Annotated in this window: 22 protein-coding genes and 1 pseudogene; 8 read left to right on the top strand and 15 right to left on the bottom strand. The window is 69.4% G+C overall.

Annotation, left to right across the window (positions count from 1 at the left end; genetic code table 11):
• Positions 1-34 precede the first annotated feature (34 nt).
• The 5 genes from fxlM to ABT288_RS08965 all read right to left on the bottom strand — a co-directional run bounded on the left by fxlM (position 35) and on the right by ABT288_RS08965 (position 6213).
• The gene (gene fxlM / locus ABT288_RS08985; RefSeq protein WP_351604269.1) at positions 35-1258 is read right to left on the bottom strand and encodes a methyltransferase, FxLD system; all 1224 of its coding nucleotides are present in this window, start codon (positions 1256-1258) and stop codon (positions 35-37) included.
• Between the two features lie 85 nt (positions 1259-1343).
• Positions 1344-2519 carry a lanthionine synthetase C family protein gene (locus tag ABT288_RS08980; RefSeq protein WP_351604267.1) on the bottom strand — a complete coding sequence of 392 codons (1176 nt, stop codon included), beginning with the start codon at positions 2517-2519 and terminating at the stop codon, positions 1344-1346.
• Entirely contained in the window at positions 2519-5509 is a 2991-nt protein-coding gene (locus tag ABT288_RS08975) for a lantibiotic dehydratase (protein WP_351604356.1), read from the bottom strand. Before ABT288_RS08975 ends, ABT288_RS08980 begins: the two co-directional genes overlap by 1 nt.
• A gap of 141 nt (positions 5510-5650) precedes the next feature.
• Positions 5651-5854, bottom strand: a complete 204-nt coding sequence (locus ABT288_RS08970; protein ID WP_351604265.1) for an FxLD family lanthipeptide — start codon at positions 5852-5854, stop codon at positions 5651-5653.
• Between the two features lie 191 nt (positions 5855-6045).
• Positions 6046-6213, bottom strand: a complete 168-nt coding sequence (locus ABT288_RS08965; protein ID WP_351604263.1) for a hypothetical protein — start codon at positions 6211-6213, stop codon at positions 6046-6048.
• Between the two features lie 629 nt (positions 6214-6842).
• Between ABT288_RS08965 and ABT288_RS08960 the strand changes: the two genes are divergently transcribed.
• Positions 6843-7403 carry an ATP-binding protein gene (locus ABT288_RS08960; RefSeq protein ID WP_351604261.1) on the top strand — a complete coding sequence of 187 codons (561 nt, stop codon included), beginning with the start codon at positions 6843-6845 and terminating at the stop codon, positions 7401-7403.
• Here ABT288_RS08960 and ABT288_RS08955 read toward each other — a convergent pair.
• Together ABT288_RS08955 and ABT288_RS08950 are read right to left on the bottom strand one after the other, a co-directional pair.
• Positions 7284-7988: a 2'-5' RNA ligase family protein gene (locus ABT288_RS08955; RefSeq protein WP_351604259.1), complete on the bottom strand. Its 705-nt coding sequence runs from the start codon at positions 7986-7988 to the stop codon at positions 7284-7286. The genes ABT288_RS08960 and ABT288_RS08955 overlap by 120 nt on opposite strands.
• Positions 7989-8044: 56 nt before the next feature.
• Positions 8045-9385, bottom strand: coding sequence for an NsdA family TPR-like regulatory protein (locus ABT288_RS08950; protein WP_351604257.1), 1341 nt, complete (start codon positions 9383-9385; stop codon positions 8045-8047).
• Between the two features lie 223 nt (positions 9386-9608).
• Between ABT288_RS08950 and ABT288_RS08945 the strand changes: the two genes are divergently transcribed.
• Together ABT288_RS08945 and ABT288_RS08940 are read left to right on the top strand one after the other, a co-directional pair.
• Entirely contained in the window at positions 9609-10490 is an 882-nt protein-coding gene (locus ABT288_RS08945) for a helix-turn-helix domain-containing protein (RefSeq protein WP_351604255.1), read from the top strand.
• Entirely contained in the window at positions 10487-10861 is a 375-nt protein-coding gene (locus ABT288_RS08940; protein WP_351604253.1) for a DUF397 domain-containing protein, read from the top strand. Before ABT288_RS08945 ends, ABT288_RS08940 begins: the two co-directional genes overlap by 4 nt.
• Before the next feature lie 21 nt (positions 10862-10882).
• On the opposite strand, the gene ABT288_RS08935 is transcribed toward ABT288_RS08940, so the two are convergent.
• Together ABT288_RS08935 and ABT288_RS08930 are read right to left on the bottom strand one after the other, a co-directional pair.
• Positions 10883-11317 carry a hypothetical protein gene (locus tag ABT288_RS08935; protein ID WP_351604251.1) on the bottom strand — a complete coding sequence of 145 codons (435 nt, stop codon included), beginning with the start codon at positions 11315-11317 and terminating at the stop codon, positions 10883-10885.
• A 114-nt stretch (positions 11318-11431) separates the two neighbouring features.
• Positions 11432-11887 carry a hypothetical protein gene (locus ABT288_RS08930; protein WP_351604249.1) on the bottom strand — a complete coding sequence of 152 codons (456 nt, stop codon included), beginning with the start codon at positions 11885-11887 and terminating at the stop codon, positions 11432-11434.
• A gap of 295 nt (positions 11888-12182) precedes the next feature.
• Between ABT288_RS08930 and ABT288_RS08925 the strand changes: the two are divergent.
• The 3 genes and pseudogenes from ABT288_RS08925 to ABT288_RS08915 all read left to right on the top strand — a co-directional run.
• Positions 12183-12783 (top strand): annotated as a pseudogene (locus tag ABT288_RS08925) (IS701 family transposase); the annotation flags it as partial.
• A 263-nt stretch (positions 12784-13046) separates the two neighbouring features.
• On the top strand, positions 13047-14897 hold the full coding sequence (locus ABT288_RS08920) for an RNA-binding domain-containing protein (RefSeq protein ID WP_351604247.1): 1851 nt from the start codon (positions 13047-13049) through the stop codon (positions 14895-14897).
• A gap of 170 nt (positions 14898-15067) precedes the next feature.
• The gene (locus ABT288_RS08915) at positions 15068-15334 is read left to right on the top strand and encodes a hypothetical protein (protein ID WP_351604246.1); all 267 of its coding nucleotides are present in this window, start codon (positions 15068-15070) and stop codon (positions 15332-15334) included.
• Between the two features lie 266 nt (positions 15335-15600).
• Here the strand turns inward: ABT288_RS08915 and ABT288_RS08910 are convergent, their stop codons facing one another.
• Positions 15601-15735: a hypothetical protein gene (locus ABT288_RS08910; protein WP_351604245.1), complete on the bottom strand. Its 135-nt coding sequence runs from the start codon at positions 15733-15735 to the stop codon at positions 15601-15603.
• A 7-nt stretch (positions 15736-15742) separates the two neighbouring features.
• Here ABT288_RS08910 and ABT288_RS50160 point away from each other — a divergent pair, with 7 nt between their 5' ends.
• Positions 15743-15856, top strand: coding sequence for a DUF8548 family protein (locus tag ABT288_RS50160; RefSeq protein WP_502972736.1), 114 nt, complete (start codon positions 15743-15745; stop codon positions 15854-15856).
• Positions 15857-15917: 61 nt separating this feature from the next.
• On the opposite strand, the gene ABT288_RS08905 is transcribed toward ABT288_RS50160, so the two are convergent.
• From ABT288_RS08905 to ABT288_RS08885, 5 genes are all read right to left on the bottom strand, one after another.
• Complete coding sequence (locus tag ABT288_RS08905) at positions 15918-16280, bottom strand: restriction endonuclease (RefSeq protein WP_351604244.1); 363 nt, start codon at positions 16278-16280, stop codon at positions 15918-15920.
• Positions 16281-17140: 860 nt separating this feature from the next.
• A complete protein-coding gene (locus tag ABT288_RS08900; protein WP_351604243.1) occupies positions 17141-20383 on the bottom strand; it encodes an AAA family ATPase in 3243 nt (1080 codons plus the stop codon).
• Positions 20383-21486, bottom strand: coding sequence for a metallophosphoesterase family protein (locus ABT288_RS08895; RefSeq protein WP_351604242.1), 1104 nt, complete (start codon positions 21484-21486; stop codon positions 20383-20385). Before ABT288_RS08895 ends, ABT288_RS08900 begins: the two co-directional genes overlap by 1 nt.
• 304 nt (positions 21487-21790) lie before the next feature.
• Positions 21791-22435: a hypothetical protein gene (locus ABT288_RS08890; RefSeq protein WP_351604240.1), complete on the bottom strand. Its 645-nt coding sequence runs from the start codon at positions 22433-22435 to the stop codon at positions 21791-21793.
• Between the two features lie 232 nt (positions 22436-22667).
• Positions 22668-23102 (bottom strand): hypothetical protein, encoded by a 435-nt coding sequence (locus ABT288_RS08885; RefSeq protein ID WP_351604238.1) that lies wholly within the window; start codon positions 23100-23102, stop codon positions 22668-22670.
• A 162-nt stretch (positions 23103-23264) separates the two neighbouring features.
• On the opposite strand from ABT288_RS08885, the gene ABT288_RS08880 reads away from it, so the two are divergent.
• The gene (locus tag ABT288_RS08880) at positions 23265-25499 is read left to right on the top strand and encodes an N-6 DNA methylase (RefSeq protein ID WP_351604236.1); all 2235 of its coding nucleotides are present in this window, start codon (positions 23265-23267) and stop codon (positions 25497-25499) included.
• Positions 25500-25601 lie beyond the last annotated feature (102 nt).

Below are 25601 nucleotides of genomic sequence, written 5' to 3'. Positions count from 1 at the left end.
GACCGCACCCTGCCAACGGCCGCGCCAACAAGCGTCAGTAAGTGATGACGAGCCGCGCGGAAGGCCGGTTGATCACAGCTCCGCTGGCGATGTCGCTGTCTGGTGTGTCCGCAGGGTAGGCGGTGACCACGGGTTCGGCGGTCCTGGCTGGGCTCCAGGCGCGGATCTGCGCGCAGATGCGCTCCGCGAGATCGGCGCCAGCCGGGCCAGAGCCGACGGCCCCCAGCCGAAACCGGGGCTCGGCGCCCGCGTCTTCGGCGGTCCGCTCCAGAGTGAGGTACGCGATCGAGTCACCCTCGACGAGGGCGGGGCTCAGGGCCGGCGAGGCTGGCCGATGAAGGCCCGCCTCCATCGCTGCGGGCTTCGCGGTGATGCGGCAGGTCGCTCGCTCGGTGGCGCTCAGGCGCAGCCAGACGCCGTCGAACGACTCGACGGGGCCGACCGTCGCATCGGTCCAGACGACCGACTTCGGTCGGGTGAGCGAGTCGCGCAGGAGTTCCGGGACGATGGGCTGGTCCTCGTCCCAGTACAGCCTGACATGCCGACTGTCGTCGATGTAGTCGTTACGCTCTCCACCCTGGCCGATCACCGGGAGGAACCCGCACATCTTCACGGAGTCGGAGCACATCCGGTCCTTCTCACGCCGGAAGGCCACGGACCTGGACAGTCCGCGCCAGCGCAGCGGAACCACGAGTCGTCCGCCAACGGCGAGCTGGTCCCACCAGGCACCGGGGAGGTCCCACATCCCGACCGTGGCGATCATTCGGTCGTAGGGGCCGAGCTCCGGGGCACCGAGGGCGCCGTCCCTTGTGACCACACGAACATCTCCATATCCGTTGGCGTCCAGCATCCGGCGAGCGTAGGCGGTCACGTCAGCGTCGATATCGCACGTGGTGACTTGTCCCGACGTCCCGGTGAGGTACTTCAGCAAAGCGGCGTTGTAGCCGGTGCCGGCCCCGATCTCGAAGACGTTGTCACCTTCGCGGGCCGCGAGCTGGACCAGCATGAAGTGCACGACATCGGGCTGGGAAACACAGCTCAGTGGAAGTGCATCCTCGTCTGGGTTCTCCTTGATCGTCACGCTCGTGTTGGCGTATGCCTCCTCGATGGTCGCGTCGGGGAGGAAGGCGTGGCGGGGTACGGTCCGCATGGCGGTTTCGACGCGTGCGTCGCGGAGGCCGGAGACGTCCTCCCTCAGGATGTCGTCGACCAGACGGTTGCGCAGGTCCTCTGGAGAGGCGCCGGTGGTGGTTTTCATCGTGTCCTTCCGCAAGTACCCGGCCATGCATGTGGCAGGGGCAGATCGTACGATTTGTTCTGAGGGTCGGATGTGGTGCGCGGTGTCATCCCCTCAGCAGCAGGCATTGATCCCAGGGCACCGCGGGTGTCGTGTCGACAGGGTCGGCGAATCGGACCAGGTGGATGCCTGCCGTGCCGTCCATCAGGCCCGCGCCGGCCGGCAGTCCGCTGTGGTCCAGGTGCTCGTCGAGCCGGGCGTGCAGGCGAGGTAGATATCCCGCGAGTTGATCGTCAACGGCATCGGCGGCGGCCCGGGAGACGGTCTGGATGAGCCCTGCCCAGCCGTGGCAGACGGATGCGTCGGTGAGCTGAGCAAGCTGCTTGTCGTCGGCCAAACATCCGGCCAGGGCCTGTTCGGCCTGGCGTTGCCGGTCGCGGTCGCCGAGGGCGATGCCGGCGAGTTGTTGGGCGCGAGCGATGCCGGGAGTGCCGTAGCACCAGGATGGGCGCCTCGGTCCTGGGCGCTGGAGTGCGCCGCGTCGGTGTTCGTCCCTGGTGATCAGATCCGGCCACCAGGCGTGCGAGCCCGTGCCGGTGCGCCAGCGGTCGAGCCACTCGCAGATCCGTGTGATGGCCTGTGTATGGCCCGACACCGTGTGGCCATGACGCAATGCCGTAGCCAGCAGTGCCAGCGGCCCTGCGATGCCGTGGGCAAGGCCGAAGTTGCCGTGTCCGCCGGGCCATCGCGGCGTCGGTCGCAGTTCGGGGCTGTCGCCGGTCCACCAGCCGGGCATGGGCTGCGATTCGATGATGACCGGTTCGGTCAGTCGCACCAGATAGGCCAGGGTGTCTCGCAGTTCCCTCTTGTGGCCGCGGTGCAGGTGGTACGTACCCAGGCCGGTCATTCCGCTGATGAGGTCGTACTCGCCCAGGCTGGGCAACGTGCCACGGTCGATGCGGGCGTGTGCCTGCTTCAGTCCGTGGCGCGTGACATCGGCGAGGTGCCTGTCCAAGGTCGTCAGGGCACGTGCGGCGGTGCTCGTCTGCATGAAGCTGAGGACGTAGGCGACAGCCGGGGCACCCTCATACAGGCCGCATGCTTCGGGGGCGGCCTGGATCGGGCCCTTGACCATGGCGGCGGCCCACGGCCGGAGCGCGTCCCGGTCCTCTTGGCCGGCGCGGGCTCTGACGGCGTGCAGCAGGGCGACTCCCGCTGCCCCGGAGTACAGCGACTGGCCCCAGCCGGGCCTGGTGGGTGTGGGCGGTGCGTCGTGGTTCATCAGCGGCTCTCCCCCGGCCAGGCGGCCCACGCGACGGCGGACTGACGGGCCAGGCACCGACAGATCCGCTCGTCCTCCTGATCCAGGCCGCGCAGGCGGTTGTGGTGCATGTGCAGCAGGGACTCGAGGACGTCGTCGAGGTTCATGCTCTCGGTGAGGTGCTCGCGGTACAGCGCCAGGGCCACGGCGCGGCGATGCCACACGTGGGCGAGCGCGTCGCCCCAGCCGCGGGCCCGGGGCGTAGAGCGGCGGACGAGTTCGATGGCCTGATCGCTGACGTCTCGCTCGACGCGGGCCGGAGGGGCGGGGCGGTTCGTCAGCCACCGCATGCCCTCGTCGGGACCGAGCAGGCCGCAGGCGATATCCACCATCCCCACGGCGGCCAGCGCGCGTCCGTCGATGCCGCTGGCTCCCAGAGCCTGCAGGGCAGCGATGGTGTAGGCCGAGTCGGCCGTGAACACCGACTCGACACCGCGCAGGGCCGCGCCCGGGCCGTAGCGGCCGATCTCCGGGGTGTACGTGTCGAACACGAGCCTGCTGCTGAACCCCTCGCGGCGCAGCCCGGCGGCCCAGCGGGCGACGAGCTCGGTGTAGGTGGCGTACTGCCCGGGGCCGCGGGTGCGGATGCGTAGACGCAGGTGGTCGGGGTCGTGGGGAGTGCGGTATCGGACGAACCACCACTCGGGTGCGTCCGGAAGCCGAGCTGTAAGCCGCGTGAGGTGGGTGCCGATCAGCTCCTCGAACTGGTCCGGGTGGCTGTAGATCTTGGCGTTCAGCCAAGGGGCTTGTACCGAACCCGGTACGGGTCCGAGGGTGCTGTTAGTGAGCACCGGGAGAACGCCGGAGAGCGGGTCGGGAGTCGGCGGGCGAGTGCTGATCATCGGCAGGGCGATCTCATGGACGTGGCCGCCGATCCAGCCGTAGCTCTCCTCATCAGGCGCCTCGGTGAGCACGGCATGGCCTTCCCGGTCCAAGTGGGCGCGCAAGACGGCGGCGTGGGCGGGCACATCGAGTTGTAGCCGCCGTGTCCGGTCGTCCTCGCGCAGCTCGAGGGCACCCTGGCAGTGCCACTGCTTCCTCCACCGGCCGAGGGCTTCCACCCACTCCCGCGAGTCCGCGCCGCAGCCCGGCAAAGCGTCGGCCGTCAGGTTCCAGCGGCGGGGAGAGAGGATCACGCGACCGTAGCGGACGCATGGCAGGAACGGCAGCCGTGCGCCATGTGGGCCCCAGTCGAAACTGGTCCAGGCAGGGCCGAAGGCACGGGTGAGGTGGGCGAGGAAGCGAGCCAGGGGCGGTGGTTGCTTGTCCAGTGCCATCGCATGGAAGACCTGCGGGTCCACCACGCGGCGGTGGGAGATGCTGACCAGGTACAGGCGGCTGTGCGTTGCAGTGACCGCGAGGTCCTTGATGTCGATGAGCGTGGAGGCGGTGTCGTCGGTGCCGCGGTGCTCGCCCAACGGGATCACGTGCGAGAGATACCCGGGGACACGGGCGACGTTCTCTGTGTGCGGATACAGGGGCGGGAAGGAGAGCTGGGCGGTCAGAGCGTTCTCGACGCCCGCGGGGACCTGGCGGTAGATCTCAGCGAGTCCCGTGCCGATGGCCACCGGAGTGAAACGGGACGTGAGCGTTCCCGCCGCGCGGGCCGGCGTCACGGTGAGCGTGAAGTCCCCGCGTTCCAGGGCGGAGAGGTTGTCGGCGTGCAGGCGCGCGCACATCTCCACGTGGGGCGGCGCCGCCTGCTCGGCCGATGCCTCGCCGCCCAGCCGGTCGATCAGGTCGTTGGTGAGGACGATTTCCCTGCTGCCGTCGGCCAGTGCCTGGCAGGCCAGTGCCAGCAGCCGCTCGTCGCGCTCGCAGATCGCCGGTGGCGAGGCGGTCATGCGGCTACCGGGATACTCAGCCGGATAGCCCAGACCGGACGCCGGGTCGACGACCTCCTTCACCGGCACCAGCGTGCCGGTGCCGTACCGTTCCCAGAACGCGACCTGGTACTCCTTCCACACGCCCTGACCCGTCGGTCGGCGCGTCAACCGCAGCAGCACGTCGGCCGCCCTCTCCATCTCCTGCGCGACGCTCTCGGGGATCCGCACCTCGACGTCCAGGAGCAGGTCGACGGCCAGCGGGCTACGGCCCGCGTCGGAGAGTCCACGCAGCCGGGTCGTGAGTTTCTGCCGAGCCGTTCCTTGAGCGCTCTCCGGACGCCGGTTGTGCTCGTGCACGACGTGGCGCGCCGCTTCCAACTTGTGCAGCACCTCTGCAACCTGAGGCACTGTGGCGGCGTCCACGCCGTGCAGCCGCTCGATCAGGTGGGAGAGCGGATCTGTGTCGGTCATCGGCGCGCGTAGGTTGGTGATCAGGAACTTCTCGCGCACCAGCGCGTCGAGCAGGGCGCCGATGGTCTGTGGCTCGGTACGGGGGAAGTAGGCGGCCAACTGCTCGACAAGGGCGCCGAAGCGGACCGGGCCGCGTGCGAGCTCCTCGATCAAGCGGACCGCGCTGGTGCGCCGGGCGGTGGCCCCCATCGGTCCGCCATGCGGGACGTGCAGTCGGCCACCGCGACGCACGGCGAGGTTGTTCAGGACCACGTCCAAGCGCTCCAGCAGCGCCGGGCACGCCTCCAAACGGACGATGACGTCGTCCAGCCACTCCGTGTCCACCCGCGCCACGGCCCGGTGTGCGTCGCCCCATCTCACGTACGGGGTGGAACCCACGCAGGCCGGGGTCACACCAGCGAAGAGGCCGAACGGGGTCGGTCGCCCGGCGGCACGCAGCACGTAGCGGACGGTGGCCATGGCCGCACGCCGGACCTGCCTGGGGCGCGCCGACCGCCCAGTGCAGATCGCGTCGACCCGTGTGGCGAGATCACCGCTCGCATGCCGAACGGCATCGGCGAAGCGCACATCAGACCACACCTGTTTCAGCCACCTGCCACACGCCTCCGCGTCGGACGGATCGGGCCACCATCCCGGCAGACTCGTTAGCGGCATCGCCGCGGCCCGAAGCAGGGCCGCGCCTGTGTACCGGTAGATCTTTCCGTCGCTTGCCATCCGAGTGCCTCCGCCATCAGTGCTGTGAACGGGCGGGGGCCGGGAGCAGCAGCGCCCCCGACCCCTGTGCACGAGCGGTCGTCAGACGGCGCTCGCACAGGACGATGCGCAGGTCGACGCGCACCCGTCGCCTGTACCGCACGCCTTCGGCAACCGGTCGGCGCCGACCTCCGTGACGATGGTCAGGTCGATGTCGAACGGGTCGGCGGGCACCTCGGGGACGCCTGCCGCGACGGGCGCCTCGGTGGTGGCCGTCGTGACCGGACTGAGCGTGGTTGCGGTCATCGCATTTCCTTTTCCTGTCGGAGGGATCCGGACGGTTTGTCGTGCTGCCCGGCTGACGTGGGGCATCGCCGCACCTCAGCCGGGGTCCTGCGTGCGCACCCTGCGGTGCGGCCCCTCTCCGGCTGATCGGACTCCGTGGGGGACGTGGAATCGGAGCATCCGGAGAGGGGAGCCAAGGACACGGATCGGAGCTACCGGAGCTGGCCCGCGTAGAGCGTGGTCAACGCGGTGCCGGTCACCAGGACGGGCAAGAACAGCACTTGGAAGGCGTCGAAGCCGAACCGGGCGAGGTAGTTCGCCGGATGCCGCAGCACCCAGGCAACCTGGCCCAGCAACTGCCGGAGAGTCCGTTGCCGCATGCTGGTCATCACGCCGCCAGCCTCCGTGAGGCCGCAGAGCCGACAGCATCGACGACCGCCCACGGCGTCGAAAGCAACGCCCCTATCCGGGCCGGCCGTGCCGCCGGAGGGTTCCACCTGTCCCCCTCGAGACCACCCAACATCACGAGCAGGGAACGTAACGATCCCGGCCGCCCTCCCCTGCTCGACCGCAGCCAGAGCGTTGTGCCAGCCCTCGCACAGAGCGCGGCTCTCTAACGGTGCCACCCGGTCGACGTACGTCTCGACCGCCTCCCAGCCGGCATCGGCGACGTACCGCCGTGTGCTGGCCACGCTGTGGTCGGTGACCTCACCGTGCGACGCGGGCAGGCAGGCGTACAACACCAGGCGCGTGCCTGGGGGCACCTCGTGTGGTGCGGTCTGCCGCACACTGCTCATTCCGCGTTACCTCCAGCCAAGGTGGGTCGAGACGCCAAGGGCCGGCGCCTCGACGAAGAGCCTCGCCGGGGGCAGTCGGCGGCGGTACGCCGTCGGCACGCCGTTCGTCCGCCATCCGGCGGCGCGCGAAGAGACGGAGGCGCGGCGTACCGCCGCGCCTCACGCGTGGCGAGGCTGGTCGGTCCAGTGCCTACCGGAAACGAGAAGCGGCGATGGACGCGGTGGACGAAGAGCGCCTCTACAGGCGGACACCAGTACGGCGTCATTGGGTGAAGCTGGCAGACTGCGCCGAGCCTTCGCGCCTCGCGCGCAGGCATGTACGCGAGGTCCTCGAGGGACGTGCCTCGCCAGAGCGGGTCGACGACGCGGTTCTGGTCGCCTCGGAGCTCGTGGGCAACGCGCTCAGGCACACAGCCGGCGGTCCGGACTGCATGTGCGTGGAGGTCTACAAGGACGCGGCCGTGCTGTGGGTCCATGACGCGGGACGGGATGTGTCCAGGGTCCGGGCACGGTCCGCGGGGATATCGCTGGATGAGCTGACGGACAGTGGTCTCGGGCTGCTACTCGTCGGGGAGTTGGCCTCCGCGTGGTCGGTCTGGCCGACCGCGATCGGCAAGGAAGTAGTCGTAGTTCTCGCCCTGGACTCCGGTGAGCTATCCGAGCGGGACGTTCTTCCGTACGTCCCAGCGGTACGTCCGCCCGTCACGGCGGAGTCCCACCAACTGGGCAGCATATACGGTGAGTTCGACGGCTGGAAGAGCGCGGAGCCCTGAGACCGCCTCCACGACGGGAGCGGCGGGGCGCTGACGATTGTTGTAGGCGAGGCTCAGGTGCGGACGGAAGGCGGACGTCGGCTTCTTCGGGGGGAGGCCAACGCCGCTCCCTGCCTCGGCCAGCGCGTGATGGAGCTGGAGCAGGGGTTCCCAGGGACCGAGGGACAGGCGGACAGCACCTCGGGAGCCGGCCAGCGGCATCGCGCGTATGGAGAAAGCGGAGGGCAGCAGTGCCTCCGCCTCGCGCGCCAGGGTGTCCAACTGGCCGGGGGTGACGACGCCCGGCCGCCCGACTCGGGCGAGGGTGATGTGGAGGCCGTCCGGCGGCACCGGGTCGAGGCCGAGGTGCCCGAGCTCCTGCTGGCAGTGCGCGGCGAGATCAGCGAGCCGCTGATCCTCCGGGAAGGTCAGCATCCAGTAGTACGCCCGGCTACCGTCCGACCAGCCGGGGCGTGCCCAGTGGTCGATCATCTCGTCGAGTGCACTGAACGCCGCCCAGTCGTGGGCCGCGGTGACCGCCGGGTCGTGTGTGTCGGCGGGCGGCTCGGCAGGGAACGCGGCGGGGTCGGCGCTGAGCAGGGGCACCCGTCGGACTCCTTCGGCTTGACACTGCCCCGGCGTTACGACGACACCGACGACGTCTACGACGCGGATGACGCCATGGCCAGGGCTGCTGGCTGCGAGCTCCAGGTCCGGAACTCGTCGCCATAATCGCGTACCGCCGGCTGATCACGCCACGGCCCGGCCTGCTCATGCAGGTCGCGGGAGCGCTGGTAGACGGAGCTGATCGGGGTGTCTCCGCACAGCCGCAGGGCCTCGCGGCCCAGCGCCATCGCCTGATCGATGTCGGGTGCGCGCTGCTGCAGCAGCGCGGTGGCGACGTCGAGGCGTACGAGCGAACGGCTCCAGGAGGAGCTGGAGTGCTCCACGAGATCGTCGATGTGCTCGGCGTCGCGCAGGACCTGCGCCGTGTTGCGCAGGGCCACGTGTGACGTGACGGCGTTGGCCAGCGTACGGGCCCGTCCGTACGGCTCGAAGGAGATGCAAGGGGTCAGCCCGACGGGTACCTCGTGGAGGTCCGAGAGACGGAGTGCTTGTCCGAGGACCTGTTCGACGGCGCGCCGGTCGCCGGTCTTGCCGAGGGCCCGGGCCCGGCCGTTGGCGAGCAGGCGAATTGACTGCGCGTGGCGCGGGGCTCGCTCGACGGCCGCGGCGGCGCAGGCGTCCGCCTCCTCGTACCGGCCGGCGTAGTAGAGGCTGAAGGAGAGGGTGCCGCACGCCCAGAGCTCGGTGTCCAGGTCGCCGATCTCACGGCTGAGATCCCGTGCTTCGGTGCAGTACGCCTCCGAGAGCGCGAAGTCGCCCGTGTTCACCGCCATGTAGCCGAGCAGGCCGGAGGCGCGGGCGGCAAGGCGGAAGAGCTCCCGGCGCACACGAGGGGGCTGACGGCCGTCGAGGAGGGTGTGGGCGAGCTGCCGAGCCTGGCGGGCATGGGGGCGGAGGACGTACGGTCCGTCTTGTTCGTACCGGCTGGTGATGCCCCCCAAGGAGGCATCGAGGAAGGCGAGCGTTGCATCGTCGGCGTTGCTGGCCGTCAGCTGCCGGGTCCGGGTGACGATGTCCAGCGGGTCCTCATCGTCATCGCGCGGCGGAGGAGGAGGCGGGGACTGCCGGCGTGTGGACGGTTCCTTGGAGCGGTCGTGTGCGCAGTCGCCGTCGTATGCAGTGGAGAACAGCTCGGACACGGGTCTGCCCAGCATGTGCTCCAGTACCCGGCAGGCGTCAGGACGGGGCAGAGTGAGTAACTCACCGCCGTACCAGCGGTCGAACTGGCGTGGAGAGACCTGGAGGGACGCCAGGCGGGGGTCCCGATCGAGTTCGGCCAACCGGGCGGCGGCCCGCTCGTACTGGGCGGCGAAAGCCTCGTGCGTCGTCAGGTGCCGTTGCTGGAGGAGCTGCCGGAGCAGCGTTGTCCGTGGCATGGCCCACTCTCCCGGTACGGCGTACGGGACCGACGCGGAGGCACGTGCCGGTGGCGGGGTGGCGGCGATGCGTCGCCCATCGGTCGGCTGCGGCGCACGCCCATACGGACGCGCGCCGTGACTCATGACAGCATGCCGACGCAACAAGCAACTAGGCAATATGTCCTCTGAAGTTGACCCATACGAGTTGTACAGGCGTCACCGGTACGGAGAGACTTACGGCATGGCCTTGAAGAGAAGCCTGGTCCCGCAGTCGGTGTACCGACGACAGCTCGCCGCACGACTGAAGGAGCTACGCGATGCGACCGGGCTCACCCTCACCGAGGTCGCTGGCCAACTGGAGGTCAACCAGGGGTCACTGAGCCGGATCGAGAACGGCGAACGCGGTACGACGCCGGTCCTCGTCCGGGCGCTGCTGGACCTGTACGGCGTCGACGACGTGGACCGGCGCGCCGACGTGCTCGACCTCGTACGAGCGGACAAGGAGCAGCAGAAGCCCTGGTGGCGGAAGTACTCGACGGTGCTCACCCCGACCCGCTACGACGGCTACCTCGCTCTGGAGGCCGGCGCGACGCACCTCGCCAACTACCAGCCGATGCTCGTGCCGGGCCTGCTCCAGACCCAGGACTACGCCCACGCGGTGATCTCCAATATGAGGAAGGACCTGTCCCCGCCACAGGTCGAGTCCCTGGTCAGGGTCCGCATGGAGCGGCAGAACAACCGCCTGGGCGGGGAGGCCCCCGCCAGGCTCTATGCGATCCTCGATGAAGCCGTGCTGCGAAGGACCGTCGGCTCCGTCCAAGTGATGCGCGACCAGATGCGGAAGCTGGTGGAGGCGAGCGAGTTGCCGAACGTCACCGTGCAACTGCTGCCGTACTCACTCGGAGCGCATCCTGGGCTGTACGGCCCGTTCGTCATCCTGACCTTCCCGGCCCCCACGCCAGACCTGGTGTGGCTGGAGAATCCCAAGAACTCCGTGTACCTCGAGTCCCCGGAGGACGTGGACAACTACACGGACATCTTCGATCAGCTGAGGGGCACTGCCCTCAACCCGTCGGAAACTCGCACCCGCGTCGCACGGATCAGCAAGGAGCTCGAAGAGTGAGCACGCCCAGCACAGCCGCCCCTCACGACGTCACGACAACTCCGCACGACATCGACCTCACACATGTGCGGTGGCGCAAGAGCTCATACAGCGGGGGCGCCAACGACTGCGTGGAGATCGCGGAGCTGGGCATGTTCGTGGCTGTGCGCGACTCCAAGGACGTCCGTCGCCAGCCTCTGATCTTCTCACGGCAGGCGATGCGTCCGCTGGTTCGCGGAATCGCCAGCAGGCAACCGGTGAGCGTCGAGGTTGAGCATGCCACCGCCCGTGGTAGCACTCCGTGGCCGCCTCGGACGAAGGCCGCCGACCGCTCCGCCGACACGCTCCTGCACATCGTTAAACGGTGCACGTGTGGCGCCGCCCGCTCATGACGCCATACGGGGGCTTCACCCTCACCCCTGATCAGGAGGTGTACCGAAGTTGAGGGAGCCCACAGTGCCGGCCTGAACCACTGTTCCGTGCTGCACACCTCCACTGATCGAGTTATGGACAGTCATTACCTGCCGATCTCCGGAGCTGGGCGCCAATTCGGCCAGTACTTGATGCAGTTCGGCAGCCGCACCCGGATTGGCCACCAGGGTGCGTCGCAATCGCGTACGCCACTCCGCCTCGACGTCCGAGGCGGTCTGCTCGTCGCCGGCCTCCATCGCCAACGTCAGCTCTCCGCGCGAAGCCTCTAGCTCTCCCTCGACCAGGCCTTCCTCACCGCCGCGGCGTGAGAAGAACGAGACGATGCGATCACGAGCTTGTGCCCACGAGTCCGCTGCCATCTGCTGAACGAACGTTGTAGCGCCTGCGGCAGCGAGTGCCGTCAACTCCGCTTCCATCAAGGCCCCTTCGCAGCAAGTGAGGCGGCCACCGTATCCCCTGATGCTCGACGACCCGAGCACCGGTACCTTGTGGTACGCCGTCACTCCACTCGCCCGAGCAGCAGCACCTGCTCACCAGTACAGCCGGGAACGCGGCACCTTGATCGTCTTTCTTGCGTTCCACCTCCTGATAATCCATGTAGCCCGTACCCAACCGATTACAGAGGCGGCCCCCAGCAGCAACGCTCCGAGCGCGCCCATCTGTTGACGCCCAGGCAACACCCATCCATGCATCTGTTCCCATACGACCGCAGCTCCTGCGAGCAGCAGGAACAGGACCGAAGTACGTCGGCGCCAGCGCATAACGGTCACGTATTGCTGGGCCCGGCGGTGACCCTCCGCAGCTCGGGAAGCGTCGGCGGCCGCGATTCTCTGCTGTCGCTGTGCCCAATGACGCTGCGCTTCCTGCACCTCGGGACTGATGGAGGCCCCACCGAACACTACGTCGCCGTGGATAGATCCCGCCTGTACGACGTTCCCCCCGACGTGGCCACTCAACTCGTTGCGCGTGCCCGGCTGTTCGCTCATGAGCGGAAGATACGCCAGGCCTTCGAATGATCACCATCGGAGGAACCATGCCCCTGCCGGAGACCGGCGCCCCGTGGCCGCCCCCGTCGTGTGCCCCGCACTACGATGATCCGCTTCGACGACGCGTGGTACACCGGCGACCGGCGCCGTCTGTGGGGACGGAAGTCGTTTCAGCACCGCCTCGACCAGCGCGACCACCGGCTACACGTCCCCCTCGCCGACGACATCGCGAGCACCAGCGCCGACCTGCTGTTCGCCGACATGCCGACGATCACGGTCGAGGACCAGGCGACACGAGCGGGCCGGAGAGCTGTGCCTGGACGGCATGCAACGGCTGCTGAACCAGGCCAACTGGGATGCCGACGCGGTCCGTGACGAGGTTCGCGTCTTCGTACTGGAGCATCTGGGCGCCGAGGACGGCGTGCTGGCCGTGGACGAGACCGGCTTCATCAGGAAGGGCACGCGGTCGGCCGGAGTGCAGCGACAGTACACCGGCGCCTCCGGAAAGATCGACAACTGCCAGCTGGGGGTGTTCTTGGCCTACGTCTCCGCGAAGGGGCGGGCGTTGATCGACCGGGAGTTGTACCTGCCCACCTCCTGGATCGAGGATCCGGCCCGCCGGGCGGACGCGAAGATCGGCGACGAGGTCACCTTCCGCACCAAGCCCGCCCCCGCCCAAGAGGCACGGCGCTGGCCGAGATCGTGTGGGAAGCCGGCGCCCGCTGGGCGATCGAGGAGTGCTTCCAGGCTGCGAAGAACGAGGCCGGCCTCGACCACTACCAAGTACGCCAATACCCGGCTGGTACCAGCACATCACCCTGGCCATGGCCGCCGCCGTCCACCTGGCCGCCGTCCGGACCACCGCTCATGAAAAGGGGGACACGGCCGCGATCTGATCCGACTGAGCGTGAACGAGATCCGCCGCCTGCTGAACAGATTCGCCCACACCGTCCGGCACGAAACCGGTCATATCCTGCACTGGTCACGCTGGCGACGCCGCCATCAGCACCGCGCCCGCCTCAGCCACTACCGACGCCGAGGCCACCCACCCCCGTAACTGCGGCTGGAGTATTAGCCGGTTTGTGCCCCGCCAGGGGCCCTGCAGCTGCGGATTCCGTAATCGGTGTCATCAATGGGCGTGAGCCGAGAGAATGACCTTGTGTCAGAAGCATTGTTGGAGCATGCCCGGGAAGCTGTTCGCATCCAGGCCCCGGAGAAGCTGTTGGGCCTGCGCGAATGCGTGTGGCTGGATGCGAAGCGCGACCCATACCATCTGTCCAGCCCAGCGCAGATCGAGGAACTCGCCAAGGACGTCGCGGCGTTCGCCAACGCGCCGTCGGGCGGCCTGTTGGTCCTGGGGATCAGCACCCGGCGCGAGGGCGAGAGTGAGGTCTTCCACGAGCTGTGCCCCTTCGAACGCGATGCGGTCAACCTGGATCAGGTGCGCAAGCTCATCCGGGAGCGCATCACCCCGCCACCCCGGGGCGTAGACGTGGACTGGATCCCGTACGGGGAAGGTCGCGGGATCGTCGCCGTCGATGTGCCCCCGCAGCCGGTGTCCAGTCTTCCCTACGTCTTGGCGGCCCCCGTCGGCAAGCACGGCCAGGTCAACCCGCACACCGTGGTTGTCCCGGTCCGGGAGGCGGACGGCACACACTGGCTTCCGAGGACCGAGGTCCAGCGTCTACTGGCCGCCGGATGGGCGTCCCGCAGAGGTCCGAGCCCACAGTTCCTGGCCAGCGTGGTGGAGAAGGCGGTTTCCGAGGCGCACGACCGGACACAGATCACAGGCCCGGTCTATCGACCAGGCCAGGGCCTGCCCGCGCGGCAGCAGGAATTCGTCCAGGCCTACGAGGCGCTTAACCGCAAGGTGCCTGTCGGCGGGCCCACGAGCGAGGTCCTGCCCGAGGGCGTGGGTGTCGTGCAGCATTTCGCGCCCGCCACGTCCTCCGGGTACGGCTGGGTGCTATGCGCCTTGCCGCACCGGCGGCCGGTAGCGGTGGCCGAGCCGCTGTGGCTGGAGCTTCTCGCGGCCGGTGGCGCGGCACCCGGCGGCGACCCGACAGCAGCGCTCGGCTATCCGATCGCCGACGCGGTTGAGCAGGCGATCTTCGACACGGACACCCGAGTACTAGATTTGAGTGAGGGCCGCTGGGGCCCTGGCCGACTGGTGCGCGGGCCCGACGGGCAGCGGCGGTGGGAACCGGTACCCCGGATCGACTTTGCCCTGTCACCGTCGGCCCGAAACTGGACCGGCGACCGCGACGTGCCGCAGCTGCGGCTTCGTGCCCTAGCCAGGATGCCCTGGGCTGACGCCAGCACGCTCGAGGTCTCCACCGAAAAGCACCGACAGCTTAAGGCGACACTCCCCGCCAGCACGCTGGCCAGCGTAGTAACCGTGCTCTCCGCCCGCCGCGGAGCGCACCTACCGGCGGAAGCGTGGCTATCCGGACCGCACCCCAACTCACTGAAGCAGGTCAGCTACTCCAGCACCATCACGGCACCCAACGGCTCTCCTGCTCTGGTCGGCGAGGTGATGATGGCCCTCGACAGCTGGGGTGTGGTCACCTGCGCCGAGGTCCGGGTCGCGGACACCGCCGCGTGGAAGGCAGCGCTGGGTGCCACCAGCATGGTCGCAAGCGCGACGAAGCTGACCCTGGAGGAAGTGCAGGAGGTCCTGTTCGCCGCCTGGACAACCGCCGCCCACCTGCTGCCACAAACAGCCACCCTCGAGCCGTCCGCCCACCGTTGGTCGGGCAGCCCCACCGTCGAGATCTGTCTGTCAGCAGAGCACGGATACGACCAGCCCGGTCCGCACCTCATGCTCCCCGACCTGATCGACCTCACCCCGCTCGGGTCAACCGACCGGAACACGCTGCCGGAGATGTCCGTGGCCATCACCACCCTGCCCTGGAAAGAAGAGACCGACCAACGCCAGCTGCTGCGCCGGGCCATGGCACGGATGGTGCAGGGTTTCGGGTTCTTGGAGGCTGACGAAACGCGGCTGTGAACCCGGCCCACCATGCCGGGTCATGGTGAGTGACCGACACAGCTCAACTCGGTAGCGTTGTCGCCCAGTCGAGGTTGGGGGAGGCGCTCATGAAGTACGGAGATGCAACATACTTGGCGGCCAAAGACGCGATGGCGGAGACCTTGCGGGGCTGGGCCCGGGAGGGTCGAGTGGACACCTACAAGGCGCTGAGCGAGGCGCTGGCGCCGGATCACCGTGTGCACTATCACGGACGGATGATGTCGCTCCTGCTTGCGGACGTCTGCCGCTTGGACAAGAACGGACCGATGCTCTCGGCCATCGTAGTCAACGGACAGAGCAAGAAGCCGTCGGGCCAGTTTTTCGAGCTGGCCGTGACCGAGTTCAATCGCCGCGACACGCACTGGACGTGGCAGCAGGAGAGAGACGCGGTGTTGGCCCGCTACAGCGAGAACTGACATCGACACGGAATGGCAGCAAGCAGGAGTGACGGACAGGAGCACCAGGTGTGGGGGGCTGCCTCAAGCCCCGGCTCCCCCACCCTGGTCGCCATGGTGCGTTCGGTTGTGCCGTCCAGCGGGCCGAGAAGCGGCATGGCTGGTCAGCAACGGGGCCCTCTGCGCCGCCCGAACGACCGATCCCGCCGTCGCGAGCACCACTGTGGTGTTCACCGAATGGGCAGGTCTGCCCACTCACTCGTCCACGAGACGCCCTCCCCCGGACGTTATCGGCGCGCCCGGCCGAGCGCGTGGTCCAGGCGGACCGCCAGTTCCTGTGCTACGGCGGGGATGTTGAGGCGCAGGCTGTCCACGCTGAGCGCCTCAACGTCCTCAGTGCGGACGGGCTGAGCGTTCATCATCCCATCGATGGTGGCCCGATTAGCGACGACCCTTGTCACGGAAGCGGCACGAAGGCTCGGTTGCACACCTTGGGAGCTCGACCATGCCATCTGGTCGGGCGAGCGCTCCCGCACGCGGTAACAAGGTGAACCGGGCCGTCCGGACACACCCGCCCCACGCCCGGAGCAGCCCCTACAGAGACTCAGGAGTTCATGGGGCTCCAGATTCGGCTGGCCCAGCGCAGCAGGTGCACGATGTCGATTGCGATGACTTCTCCCTTCTCGGCGGCCCAACGGGCGGCGTCACGGGTGTACTCGTTCGTGGTGACGAACAGCCGCAATGCCCCGGGATAAGCCGCCGCGGCACCGGCGAACTCCCTTACCTCGCGCGGGCTGACCTTCTGGGCACGGTAGTGCTTGCACTGGACCAGGACGCTGCGGCCGTCAGCCGTCCTGCCGACCACGTCGATGCCCTCGTCGCCGCGGCCCCCGACCCGGTCGGCGTAGGCACAGCCGTCACGCCGCAACAGGGCGGCGACCATACTCTCCAGCCCCTCCGGCGTCATTTGTTCCACGTCCTGACGCCGGACTTCGGGGCGGAGCGGTGACGGTCCCGCTTGGGACGCAGAATGGCTGAGGGATGAGGGCGTCGGAGCCAGGCGCGCGAACGGAGGCGACGGGGCTATCGAGTGACTCGGAGAAGGCGTGTCCGCCGGACGGCGTCGGGGCTGCGAGGCTCGACGGTCCTTTCCCCCACCGAGCGGGAACCGGACGCGTGTTCCGCAGCGGCACGTCGCACCGGGGACAGGCCACTCGTCTGACGTCCGGCACTGCGGGCAGCGGAGCGTGACCCACTCAGCCGCGTACACGGGTGTTGTCACCTCGACGACCCTAGCTCGTATGTCGATGGGGATGCGGAGCCGAGCCGTGCAGGTTTGGCAGGTCACGACGGTCTGCTGCTGTGACGGCTCCAATTCCGCACGACAGGTTGGGCACCAGAACACAGCCACCCCCAGGTCCACGCCGACACCGCGCCGATGCACTATCTGATGATGCATCAAATTAGCTAGTCATGGGCGGGTTGGTTACCCTCGCACCAGTCGGCGGCCAGAATGTCGACGATGGGGGGCAGTCTGTCTCGTTCGACTCCGTGGTGTGAACACTCTCGTATAGCGGGGCTGCCGGTCACGTGACCGGCAGCGCAACGTGGACTCAGGGAATAAGGAGTTCGCATTCGCACCGGGGCGCACGACCTTGTTCTTACCCTCGTAATACGGAGGCATGGAAGCCAGGCGGGGCAGGCGACGCAGAACGCCACGCGGCCTCCAAACGCCGTCGACTCCACTTTTCTGCGGTGGCTGCGCGAGCACGCGCTGACTGCTTGCGCTCGCGCAGCGACGGCCGGAGGTTCCTCGCGGTGACAGGGTCACTGAGAGGCGACCGGCTCCAGCGTGATGACCGAGTCCTCCGGGCCGGTGAGGGTGCGTCGGGCCCAGTCGGCGACCAGGCTTTCTTGGGCGAAGAGGATGACCTGCTGGTGAGCGGAGAGCTCGTGGAGCAGGTCGAGGAGGGCCAGTGTGCGGGCGGCGTCCGACTGCACGGTCACGTCGTCCAGCAGCAGTGGGCAGGATTCGTCGCGCGTGGCGAGGTGGCGGGCGAGTGCGATGCGCAGGAGCAGGTAGACCTGTTCGGCCGTGCCGCGGGAGAGACGGTCGGACTGGCGCAGGATCCGCTGGCTGCCGCAGACCCGGATGCGCAGGTCGGAGGGGTCGACCATCGCATCGGTGTAGCGGCCGCCGGTGACGCGCGGGAGCCATTGCCTGAGGTTTTCGGCCAGCACTGGTGCGATGTCGCGGTGCACCCGCTCCTGGGCATCACGGAGGAACTGCTGGGTCAGGGAGAGGGTGCTGTCGAGCTGCTCCACCCGATCCAGTTCGCTCTGGGCTACGGACAGTGCTTCCTCGGCTTCGGCGACCGAGGGCAGGTCCTTGGCGCGCTGGGCGAGACCTCCGTCGGCGGTTGCGGCGGTGTCGGCGGCCTCGCCGGCCGCGCGGCGGGCGTCGCTGAGAGCTTCTCGGACCCGTTCCCGCAGCTCTGCAAGCCTGCGCGGGTCCGACTGCGTGATCCCTTCCTGCGTTGCCTCCGAGGTGAGGCGAGCCGATGCGGCCTGAGCGTCTCTGTCGGCATCAGCTGCGTCGGACTCCGCCTGCTGGTTCTGTGCCTCCAGGGCGGCAACCGTGGCGGCGAGGTCCTGGATGCCGGCGCCGTCGAGGAGGGTCTGCAGCTCGCTCCACTGGGTCCGCTTCTCGTCAAGGACAGCCTGCGCGGCAATGCGCTCCTCCTGCCACTGTTCCAGGGCGGCGAGCAGGGGCTGTATGGAGTCGGTCAACTCGCACTCGCGGGTGGCGGCATTGACCTCGGCAGTCTGTGCTGCGGCGAGCAGGGCTGCGCGAGCGGCGGCGCGGTTCTCCTCGGCCAAGGCGGCCTCGTGTTCCCGCTCGCGGCGGACGTGGTGCTGCTCGGTGAGGGCCACCCGCCGACTCGCGGCTGCGGCCTGCTCGGCTCGGGCACGGCACTGTTCCTCATACGCACGCAGCGCGGCTTGGATCGAGTCGCCAGGGCCGTCCGCGCCACGGGCGGCCAGCGCATTGCGCAGCCGCCGCTCGGCCTCGGCCGCATCCGCGTGGAGCCGCTCGCACTGCTCCCTCCAGCGCTCCTCGGCCACAGTGGCGGCGATGGCTCGCTCGGCCTCGGCGGCCAGCGCTGTCAGCCGCTCGGGCCCGCCCGGCACGCCGAGTTCGGCGCAGCGTGCGGCTGTCTTCTCCCGTCTCGCCTCTGCGGCGCGGACCGCTCGCTGATGCTCCTCCTGCCGCGTTTGAGCGACGGTAGCAGCGCGCTCAGCTGCCGCGAGGTCGTCGCCGATCCGCCTCAGGGCAGCGGCGCTGTCGGCCACCCGCTGCCTGGCCTGGGCCAGCCGTTGCTCGAGGGCGGCCTTCTCCCGAAGCGCCTCTCCGGCAGTGTTGGCCTGTTGGCTGCTGTTCGTTCGCGAGGGCCGGGTCAGCGCCGATGCCGCGAGCAGGGCTGGACTGATGATCCCGCACACGGCCGCGGCGGCGAAGAGGCCGGCAGCGAACAGTGCTGCGCTGACAGCGAGGGCTGCTACCGCCGCCCCCGCCAGACTCGTCCGGCGCCGCTTCGCGGCGGCCGCTTTGGTACATGCCGCTTCGGCCCGCGCCTCCTGCCGGGCGGCCGCGCGCGTCTGGGCGGCCGCCAGTGCCGACTCGGCGTCATGCAGCGCGCCCTTCGCCTCGGCGTCCTGCTGCCGCGCCTGCTCCAGGGCCGCGGCGGCTCTGTCCTGCTCCGTGGTGGCGGCCTCAAGCTCGTTCGCGAGCCCGTCCGGCATCTCGGGCAGTGGCGTGGCCAGGGACTGGATGAGCTCCCGGATCTGTTGCGGACCGGCCTTGACGGCGGCAGCCACGTCCGCGTCGGCCTCTAATGCGGCGGGCCTGCTGCGCAGGTGCTCTTCGAGCACGGCCGCGGCCTTGTCGTACTCGGACACGGCGGTGCGTACGTCGTCGTGGACGGCCGTGTCTCCGTCCGGTCGGTCGGGCAGTGCGGCGATCTCCTCGGCCAGCTGGGATGCTGTCTTCCCTGTGAGAACGATGGGGGCGGGTGCGGCCTTCCATGCACTGAGCGCGTCGCTGACCTGGCGGGCGGTGTGCTCGCTGACCAGGGTGTCCGTGGGTGGCTTGCCGCCGAGCGCGGCGTGGAGCTGCCGGGCTCGCTCGAGCCGGTTCCGTTCGCGGCGGAGGTCGGCACCGACAGCGCCCAGCCGCTCCGCGAGGCGATCCGCCTTCTCTCGCTTACTGACAGCCGCCGTGGCGATGTCGATCAGGCGCTCCAGCCGGGCGATCTCGGACTCGTAGGCCGACACTTTCTCGCCGGCGGAGCGGGATGCCTCACGGCATTCCTGTGCGTCGGCGAGGAAGGCCAGGTAGTCACGGTGGAGCCGTTCAGCCTCTTCCAGGTGCTCCTTGGCCTCGGTGAGCCGGTCCTTGGCCAGCCGCAGGGGGCGGGTGCTGTTGCGCCGGTCCTGGCCGACGTGCTCGCGCTGGAACGCCTGCAGGCAGTCCAGCGCCTGGGCGGCCGTGCTGTCGGTGTTCGCGTTCGCTGCCGCGCGCTGCAGGTGCTCCTGCAGGCTGTCGGCGTTGTCGAGGACGGACAGCAGCTGGGCCTGAGTGACGCTGGCGGTGGCGGCGAAGGAGCGGCGGTCCAGGCCGAGCCAGCGGGAGCCGTCGGGCGAGCCGTCGTTCATGATCTCCGCAGACACGTCGCGTCCCAGCGCCAGGTCGGTGGCCCTGCAGTCGACCAGTCCTGCCAGGTCGTGGCGAAGTTCGATGCGGCGCCCGCAGTCCAGGGACAGGGTGCAGGAGACCACCCACTCCTCTGGACGGTCCCACGGACGGTGCCGGTCGGAGAACTCCTGGTCGTCCTTGTTCGGGCGGCCCCTGGCGCGACGCCGGCCGCACAGGGCGGCGTACACGGCGGCGTGCCAGCTGGACTTCGCTGCCTCGTTTTCGCCGCAAACCACCGTCATCGCCGGGGCGAGCGTCAGAGTCTCTCCCGCCAGGGGGCCGAAGGCGTGGGCGGTGACCTTCTCTATGCGCATCAGCGCACCTCCAGTTCGTCCGTGCGGCCGTCGAAGGCCCGCAGACCGGTGATCAGGACCCGTCGGCGGGTGTCGTCGTCAAAGTGGGTGGCCGCCTGTACGTCCCGGACGAACTGGCCACGTACGGTGGCCTCCTCCGCCAGTGCCGTGAAGTCGTAGGCGGCGCGGACGGTCCCGAGCCTGGCCACCAGCGCATGCAGGTGCGGGGCGACGCGGTCAAGCCCCTCCGTTCGGACGTCGACGTCCGGGGCGACCTCGCCCTCCAGCGTCACCCGGACCATGCCGGACAGAGCGGCGACGGCTGCCGCGACACGGTCGCGTACCTGCCCGGTGTGCTGGATGCCGTCCAGTCGGACGGTCACGTCGTGGACCTCGCTGCGCGCGACGCGGTGCCGCGCCCGCTGCACGGTGCCGTCCGGCGCCACGGTAATGACAACCGCGGCGCGTTCGCCCGTCTCGCCGAACTCCAGCGAGTCGGGGTTGCCCGGATAGGTATGGGTCTCGGCGTCCTTCGGCAGGTGGAAGTGGCCGAGCATGGCGTGGTCCAGGCCCGCCTCGCGGATCTGACGGGCCTTGAAGGGAGCGTGCGGCACCTTGCCGGACCCCTGATAGGGCAGTTCCGACTGCTCCGAGCCGTGAAAGAGCGCCAGGTTCACCCCACCGCGGTCGACTTCGAAGCCGTCCAGGAAGTTGTCGGTGTTTGCAGGCGCCTGGTGGGCCGCGCCCCACAGCGTGAAGCCGTCGGTGAGTTCGACCGGGGACAGCCTCGACTCGGTGAAGACGTGCACGTTGGAGGGCCAGTTGACCTGACGGTACAGGCTGCTGGGCCCGTACCAGTCGTGGTTACCGGGGGCCAGGAACACCGGGCGCGGATGCAGCGCGCCGAACGCCTCGCGGAGGAACGCCCCCGTGTCGGGCGACACCCGATCGTGTTCGTACAGATCGCCCGCGCACACCAGAGCATCGACGTGCTCTGATTCTGCCAGATCACGGATCTGCTCAAGCGTCTGACGCAGGGCCAGCCGACGTTGCCTCGCTACCTTCGGTCCGGCCCAGCGAAACGGTGTGTCCAGGTGGAGATCCGAGAAGAGCAGCAGCTTCACCGGGCCGCTCCGGTGGTTCGTGGACCCATGGCAATGGTTCCTTTCGCAGCGGGAGTGTGAGGCGCGGGCGGCGCGGGGTCGCCCGCCCGCAGTGATGCATCGTCCCGGGTTCTTGGGTGGCCTCTGGAGTGCGTCAAGCGGCCCGGGAGCGGCGGGTGGTCTGCGATGTGCCGTGGGGAGCGCTGAGCGAGCCCCCAAAGCCGCCAGTAGTTGATCTTTGGTCCTGGGCTGTCTCAGCCGTCACCCGTTCGACTCAGAGGTGATGGCGGCCGACTGCGGGGCGGCCGGGCGCGATGCGATGCGGCTACGCCGGCTCAGCATCCTCACGGCGCCAGCGGGCCCCGTCGCGCAGCGTCAGCCCGTACCAGATGCCGATCGCTCCAGCGGTGCCCACGGCCGCGATCCAGGCTGCGGCGCCTCCGTCGAACAGCCAGCCCCACAGGACCGCTAGCCAAGGAACTTCCATCAGCAGCACGAACCTGCCGTGCGTGAGGCTCCAGCCGGCGGCTGCGGCGCGGCGCACCATCCACGCTCCGAGGAACAGCGGGCCCAGCGCCAGCACAGCCACGGTGACCAGCACGATGAGAATGAACTCCCCGCTGTCCTCGCCGTCCTCGCTGGACATGTTGGCCTGCAGGTGGTTGTCAGCAATCTCGTAGTAGGCCGCCGCCCCGCCGACCGCTCCTGCGGCGGCCGCAGCAGCCCCGGCAGCGGGCTGATCCCACGGCTGGGCGTGAGCGCGGGGAGCCCGAGGTGCATCGCCTCCCACGTAGTTGTACCCGTATCGTTCGGCTGAGCCGAGCTGGTGGTTCTGGGTGAAGGCGTTGCCGTGCGCGTCGTAGTGCGTCGTCTCGTAGACGGCGCCGTTCGTGTCGTTGTACCGCTCGCGGCGGTACTTCCCAGGGTGCAGTACTTGGTTGGGTTCCTGGACGTACCGTTCCTGATCCACTAAGCCCCCCACGGCTTCAATGTCGGATGTTCCCGACTGGTTCGGATTATGCACTGCTGATCGCAACGCTGGAGCCTGATCATCAGGCAGCGGCCGAAGGCGGGTGATCGACGGAGCTCCGTGAGCGCAGTATCCGCGCTTCCTCCTTGTGGGCTGCGAAGGAAGAGAGACGGCCAGTGACGCGGCGGAAGGCGAGGCTGGCGAGAGCGATGACCTTGCCGTTGACCTTCAGCTAGCAGGTGACGTGGCCGCCGCCCTGAAGCTGCGCGGTGATCGAGTAGTACGGCGCGTCGCGCGGCGGCTTGGTCACGGTCATCGGCACGCCGCCCTGGGCGGAGGACCCGGCCGGGCCGTACTGGACGTCGGCGCCGCCAGTGCCGGTGACGACGTAGGTGACGGTCTGCGGCGTCTTCTTCCGGGTGGAGGACGGCGGGGCGGCCTTGCCGCTGTGCCTCGCGTCGGAGGACGCGGTGGCTGGGCTCGGCGCGGCGGGCTTGCTGTCCGGCTTGCCGCCGCCGGCCACGGACATCAGGGTGCCCAGGATCAGGACGGCGACGATGCCGAGGCAGCCGGCACCGGCACAGGACTTGATCTTGTTCTCTTCGGCGGTTTCGGGACCTGCGGCTGCTGGCCCCAGGGAGGAGTGGACATGACCTGGTACCCCCATGGGTGCTGTGAGGAGAGGACGGATGCGGCCGACAGGGAATGCCGAAGACACGGCGCCGCGACCGAGGTGCGCTCCCAACCGGGAAGCAAGACCAGACAAGCACGCCACTGAAAGCACTGTCAATCACGTTGACAGATTTGACGGCTGCTGTACGTTGTTGCCATGTCCTCCACCGAGAGGCCCGGGACACCCGCTGCGCCTCAGCCATCCGCCCAGGTGACCGCCGCCGAGATCTCCCGCATCGCGGGGGTCACGCGCGCCACCGTCAGCAACTGGCGTCGCAGGCACGACGGCTTCCCGGCGCCGTCCGGCGGTACCGAGGCCAGTCCTCTGTACGACCTCCAGGCCGTGCGCGACTGGCTCGCCTCCCGCGGTCACGCCTCAGCCGCAACCGCGTCGGAGGAGCTGCGCACAACCCTCCGCCTGCACGCGCGCACCGCCGGCCGTACGGCCGAGCTACTGCTCCTGGTCCTTGCGTCAGCCGGCCGCCCGCGCGATGAACTGACCGCCGCCGCGCAGTTGCCGGACGCGGGCCTCGCCGCTCACGCCGAGCGCGACGCGGCGGCCGTGGCCGACGCCGTACCGGGCGGGGACACCGTCCGCTTCGAGACAGCGGACGCAGAAGTCCTGCGCGCGCTGTACGTGTGTGTAAGAGAGGAGGGCGGCCAGGCAGCGCTGGGCGTGCTCGCGGAGCGGGAGCTGGAGGACAGCGCGGCGAGCGGCGCGTACCGGACGCCCACGGCGCTCGCGGATCTTCTCGCGCGCCTGATCCCCGGCACTCCTACCCGCGTCCTCGACCCGGCCTGTGGCAGCGGTTCCCTGCTGGCGGCCGCCGCCCGCCGCGGCGCGCGTGAGCTGTACGGCCAGGACGTGCTGCCCGTACAGGCCCAGCGCAGCGCGGTGAGCCTGATGCTGACGGCGCCGGACGCCACGGTCACCGTGCGCGCCGGCGACAGCCTCCGTGCGGACGCCTTCCCCGACCTCGTCGCGGACGCGGTGCTGAGCAACCCGCCGTACGGCGTCCGGGACTGGGGCCACGACGAGCTGGCGTACGACCCTCGCTGGGCGTACGGCGTTCCGGCCCGCGCCGAGTCCGAGCTGGCCTGGGTGCAGCACGCGCTGGCCCACGTGACGCCCGGCGGCTACGCGGCCCTGCTGCTGCCTCCTGCCACGGCGGGCCGCGCATCGGGGCGCCGCGTACGGGCGGAGCTTGTACGCGGCGGCGCACTGCGCGCGGTCATCGCCCTGCCGGCCGGCGCGGCGGTGCCGTTGCACATCGGGCTCCAGGTCTGGGTCCTGCAACGGCCCGAACCGGGCGGCGCGGAGCGCAAGTCAGTCCTTTTCCTCGACACGGCGGAGGCGGAGACGGACTCCGCACGCCGCGGCGCGGCGGCCACGCGCACACGAGGCGGGAGTCGCTCCTCCTCCCTGGACTGGGAGCGGATCGCCGCGCAGGCCCTCGGCGCGTGGGAGGCGTTCACCGGCGACCCGGACGCGTTCGAAGGCGAGCCAGGCACCTCTCGGGCAGTCGGAGTGGTCGACCTGCTGGATGATGTCGTGGACCTGACTCCTGCACGGCATGTGAGGACGTCACGCGCCGCCATCGATCCGGCGGAACTCTCGGCGGAGGTCGATGCCACCAGCCGGAATCTCGTCAGAGCCGCGAAGTCCCTCGCGCAGGCCGCCGGTCACGAGGGCTGGAGCGCCGCAGGCACCGCAGCGCGCGAGTGGCGGACGGCGACGGCGTCCGACCTCGCTCGCGGTGGAGCGCTCACCATCCTGCGGACGCTGCCCGAAGGCGCGCGTGGCCGTGGGGACGGCGCGGATGACGAGCAGACGGCTCGCGCGGTCCTCACAGCATCCGACATCGCGCGCGGGTCGGGTCCCACCGGCGACCCGGCCGAGCTGCGCAGCGACACACCGCGCGTGATCGCCGCCGGGGACGTCCTCGTACGAGCGGTCGCGAGCGGAGGCGGCCCGATGACCCGGGTCGCGGGAGAGGCGGACGCGGGAGCGCTGCTCGGGCACCACGTCCACCTCTTCCGGCCGGATCCCGGCCGCCTGGACGCCTGGTTCCTGGCCGGGTTTCTCGGCGCGGAGGAGAACATCGCGGGTGCTTCGACGGGCAGCACCGTACTGATGGTCAGCCCGGGACGGCTGCGTGTGCCGCTGCTGCCGATGGAAGAGCAGAGGCGATACGGCGAGGCGTTCCGGCGCGTGGACGAGCTTCGGGCGGAGGCCCGGCGAGCGACACGACTGGCGGAGGAGACAGCGCGGCTGCTGGCGGGAGGGCTCACCGGAGGGCAGTTGCTCCCGTCCCGGGACACGACTCGGCATCCACCAGGCGACGCGTCGCCCCGAGGTGTCTCCACAGGTTCTCCACCTTCATCAGGTTGATATCTCCATCCCGCAAACCCCGCATCCGGCCACGACCACATCCACTACCGTGTCTCATGGCGCCCATCGCGGCTGATCAGGCGCTCGCCATGACGGAATTTC

It is taken from the genome of Streptomyces sp. NPDC001093, from assembly GCF_040298985.1.
Classification (GTDB): domain Bacteria; phylum Actinomycetota; class Actinomycetes; order Streptomycetales; family Streptomycetaceae; genus Streptomyces.
This window is presented reverse-complemented; position numbering and strand designations above follow the sequence as displayed.

Coding starts and splice junctions, on each gene's coding strand:
- fxlM (WP_351604269.1), bottom strand. CDS start 1,258: ATGAAAACCACCACCGGCGCCTCTCCAGAGGACCTGCGCAACCGTCTG.
- ABT288_RS08980 (WP_351604267.1), bottom strand. CDS start 2,519: ATGAACCACGACGCACCGCCCACACCCACCAGGCCCGGCTGGGGCCAG.
- ABT288_RS08975 (WP_351604356.1), bottom strand. CDS start 5,509: ATGCCGCTAACGAGTCTGCCGGGATGGTGGCCCGATCCGTCCGACGCG.
- ABT288_RS08970 (WP_351604265.1), bottom strand. CDS start 5,854: ATGACCGCAACCACGCTCAGTCCGGTCACGACGGCCACCACCGAGGCG.
- ABT288_RS08965 (WP_351604263.1), bottom strand. CDS start 6,213: ATGCGGCAACGGACTCTCCGGCAGTTGCTGGGCCAGGTTGCCTGGGTG.
- ABT288_RS08960 (WP_351604261.1), top strand. CDS start 6,843: ATGGACGCGGTGGACGAAGAGCGCCTCTACAGGCGGACACCAGTACGG.
- ABT288_RS08950 (WP_351604257.1), bottom strand. CDS start 9,385: ATGCCACGGACAACGCTGCTCCGGCAGCTCCTCCAGCAACGGCACCTG.
- ABT288_RS08945 (WP_351604255.1), top strand. CDS start 9,609: ATGGCCTTGAAGAGAAGCCTGGTCCCGCAGTCGGTGTACCGACGACAG.
- ABT288_RS08935 (WP_351604251.1), bottom strand. CDS start 11,317: ATGGAAGCGGAGTTGACGGCACTCGCTGCCGCAGGCGCTACAACGTTC.
- ABT288_RS08930 (WP_351604249.1), bottom strand. CDS start 11,887: ATGAGCGAACAGCCGGGCACGCGCAACGAGTTGAGTGGCCACGTCGGG.
- ABT288_RS08910 (WP_351604245.1), bottom strand. CDS start 15,735: ATGATGAACGCTCAGCCCGTCCGCACTGAGGACGTTGAGGCGCTCAGC.
- ABT288_RS50160 (WP_502972736.1), top strand. CDS start 15,743: ATGGTGGCCCGATTAGCGACGACCCTTGTCACGGAAGCGGCACGAAGG.
- ABT288_RS08905 (WP_351604244.1), bottom strand. CDS start 16,280: ATGACGCCGGAGGGGCTGGAGAGTATGGTCGCCGCCCTGTTGCGGCGT.
- ABT288_RS08900 (WP_351604243.1), bottom strand. CDS start 20,383: ATGCGCATAGAGAAGGTCACCGCCCACGCCTTCGGCCCCCTGGCGGGA.
- ABT288_RS08885 (WP_351604238.1), bottom strand. CDS start 23,102: ATGGGGGTACCAGGTCATGTCCACTCCTCCCTGGGGCCAGCAGCCGCA.
- ABT288_RS08880 (WP_351604236.1), top strand. CDS start 23,265: ATGTCCTCCACCGAGAGGCCCGGGACACCCGCTGCGCCTCAGCCATCC.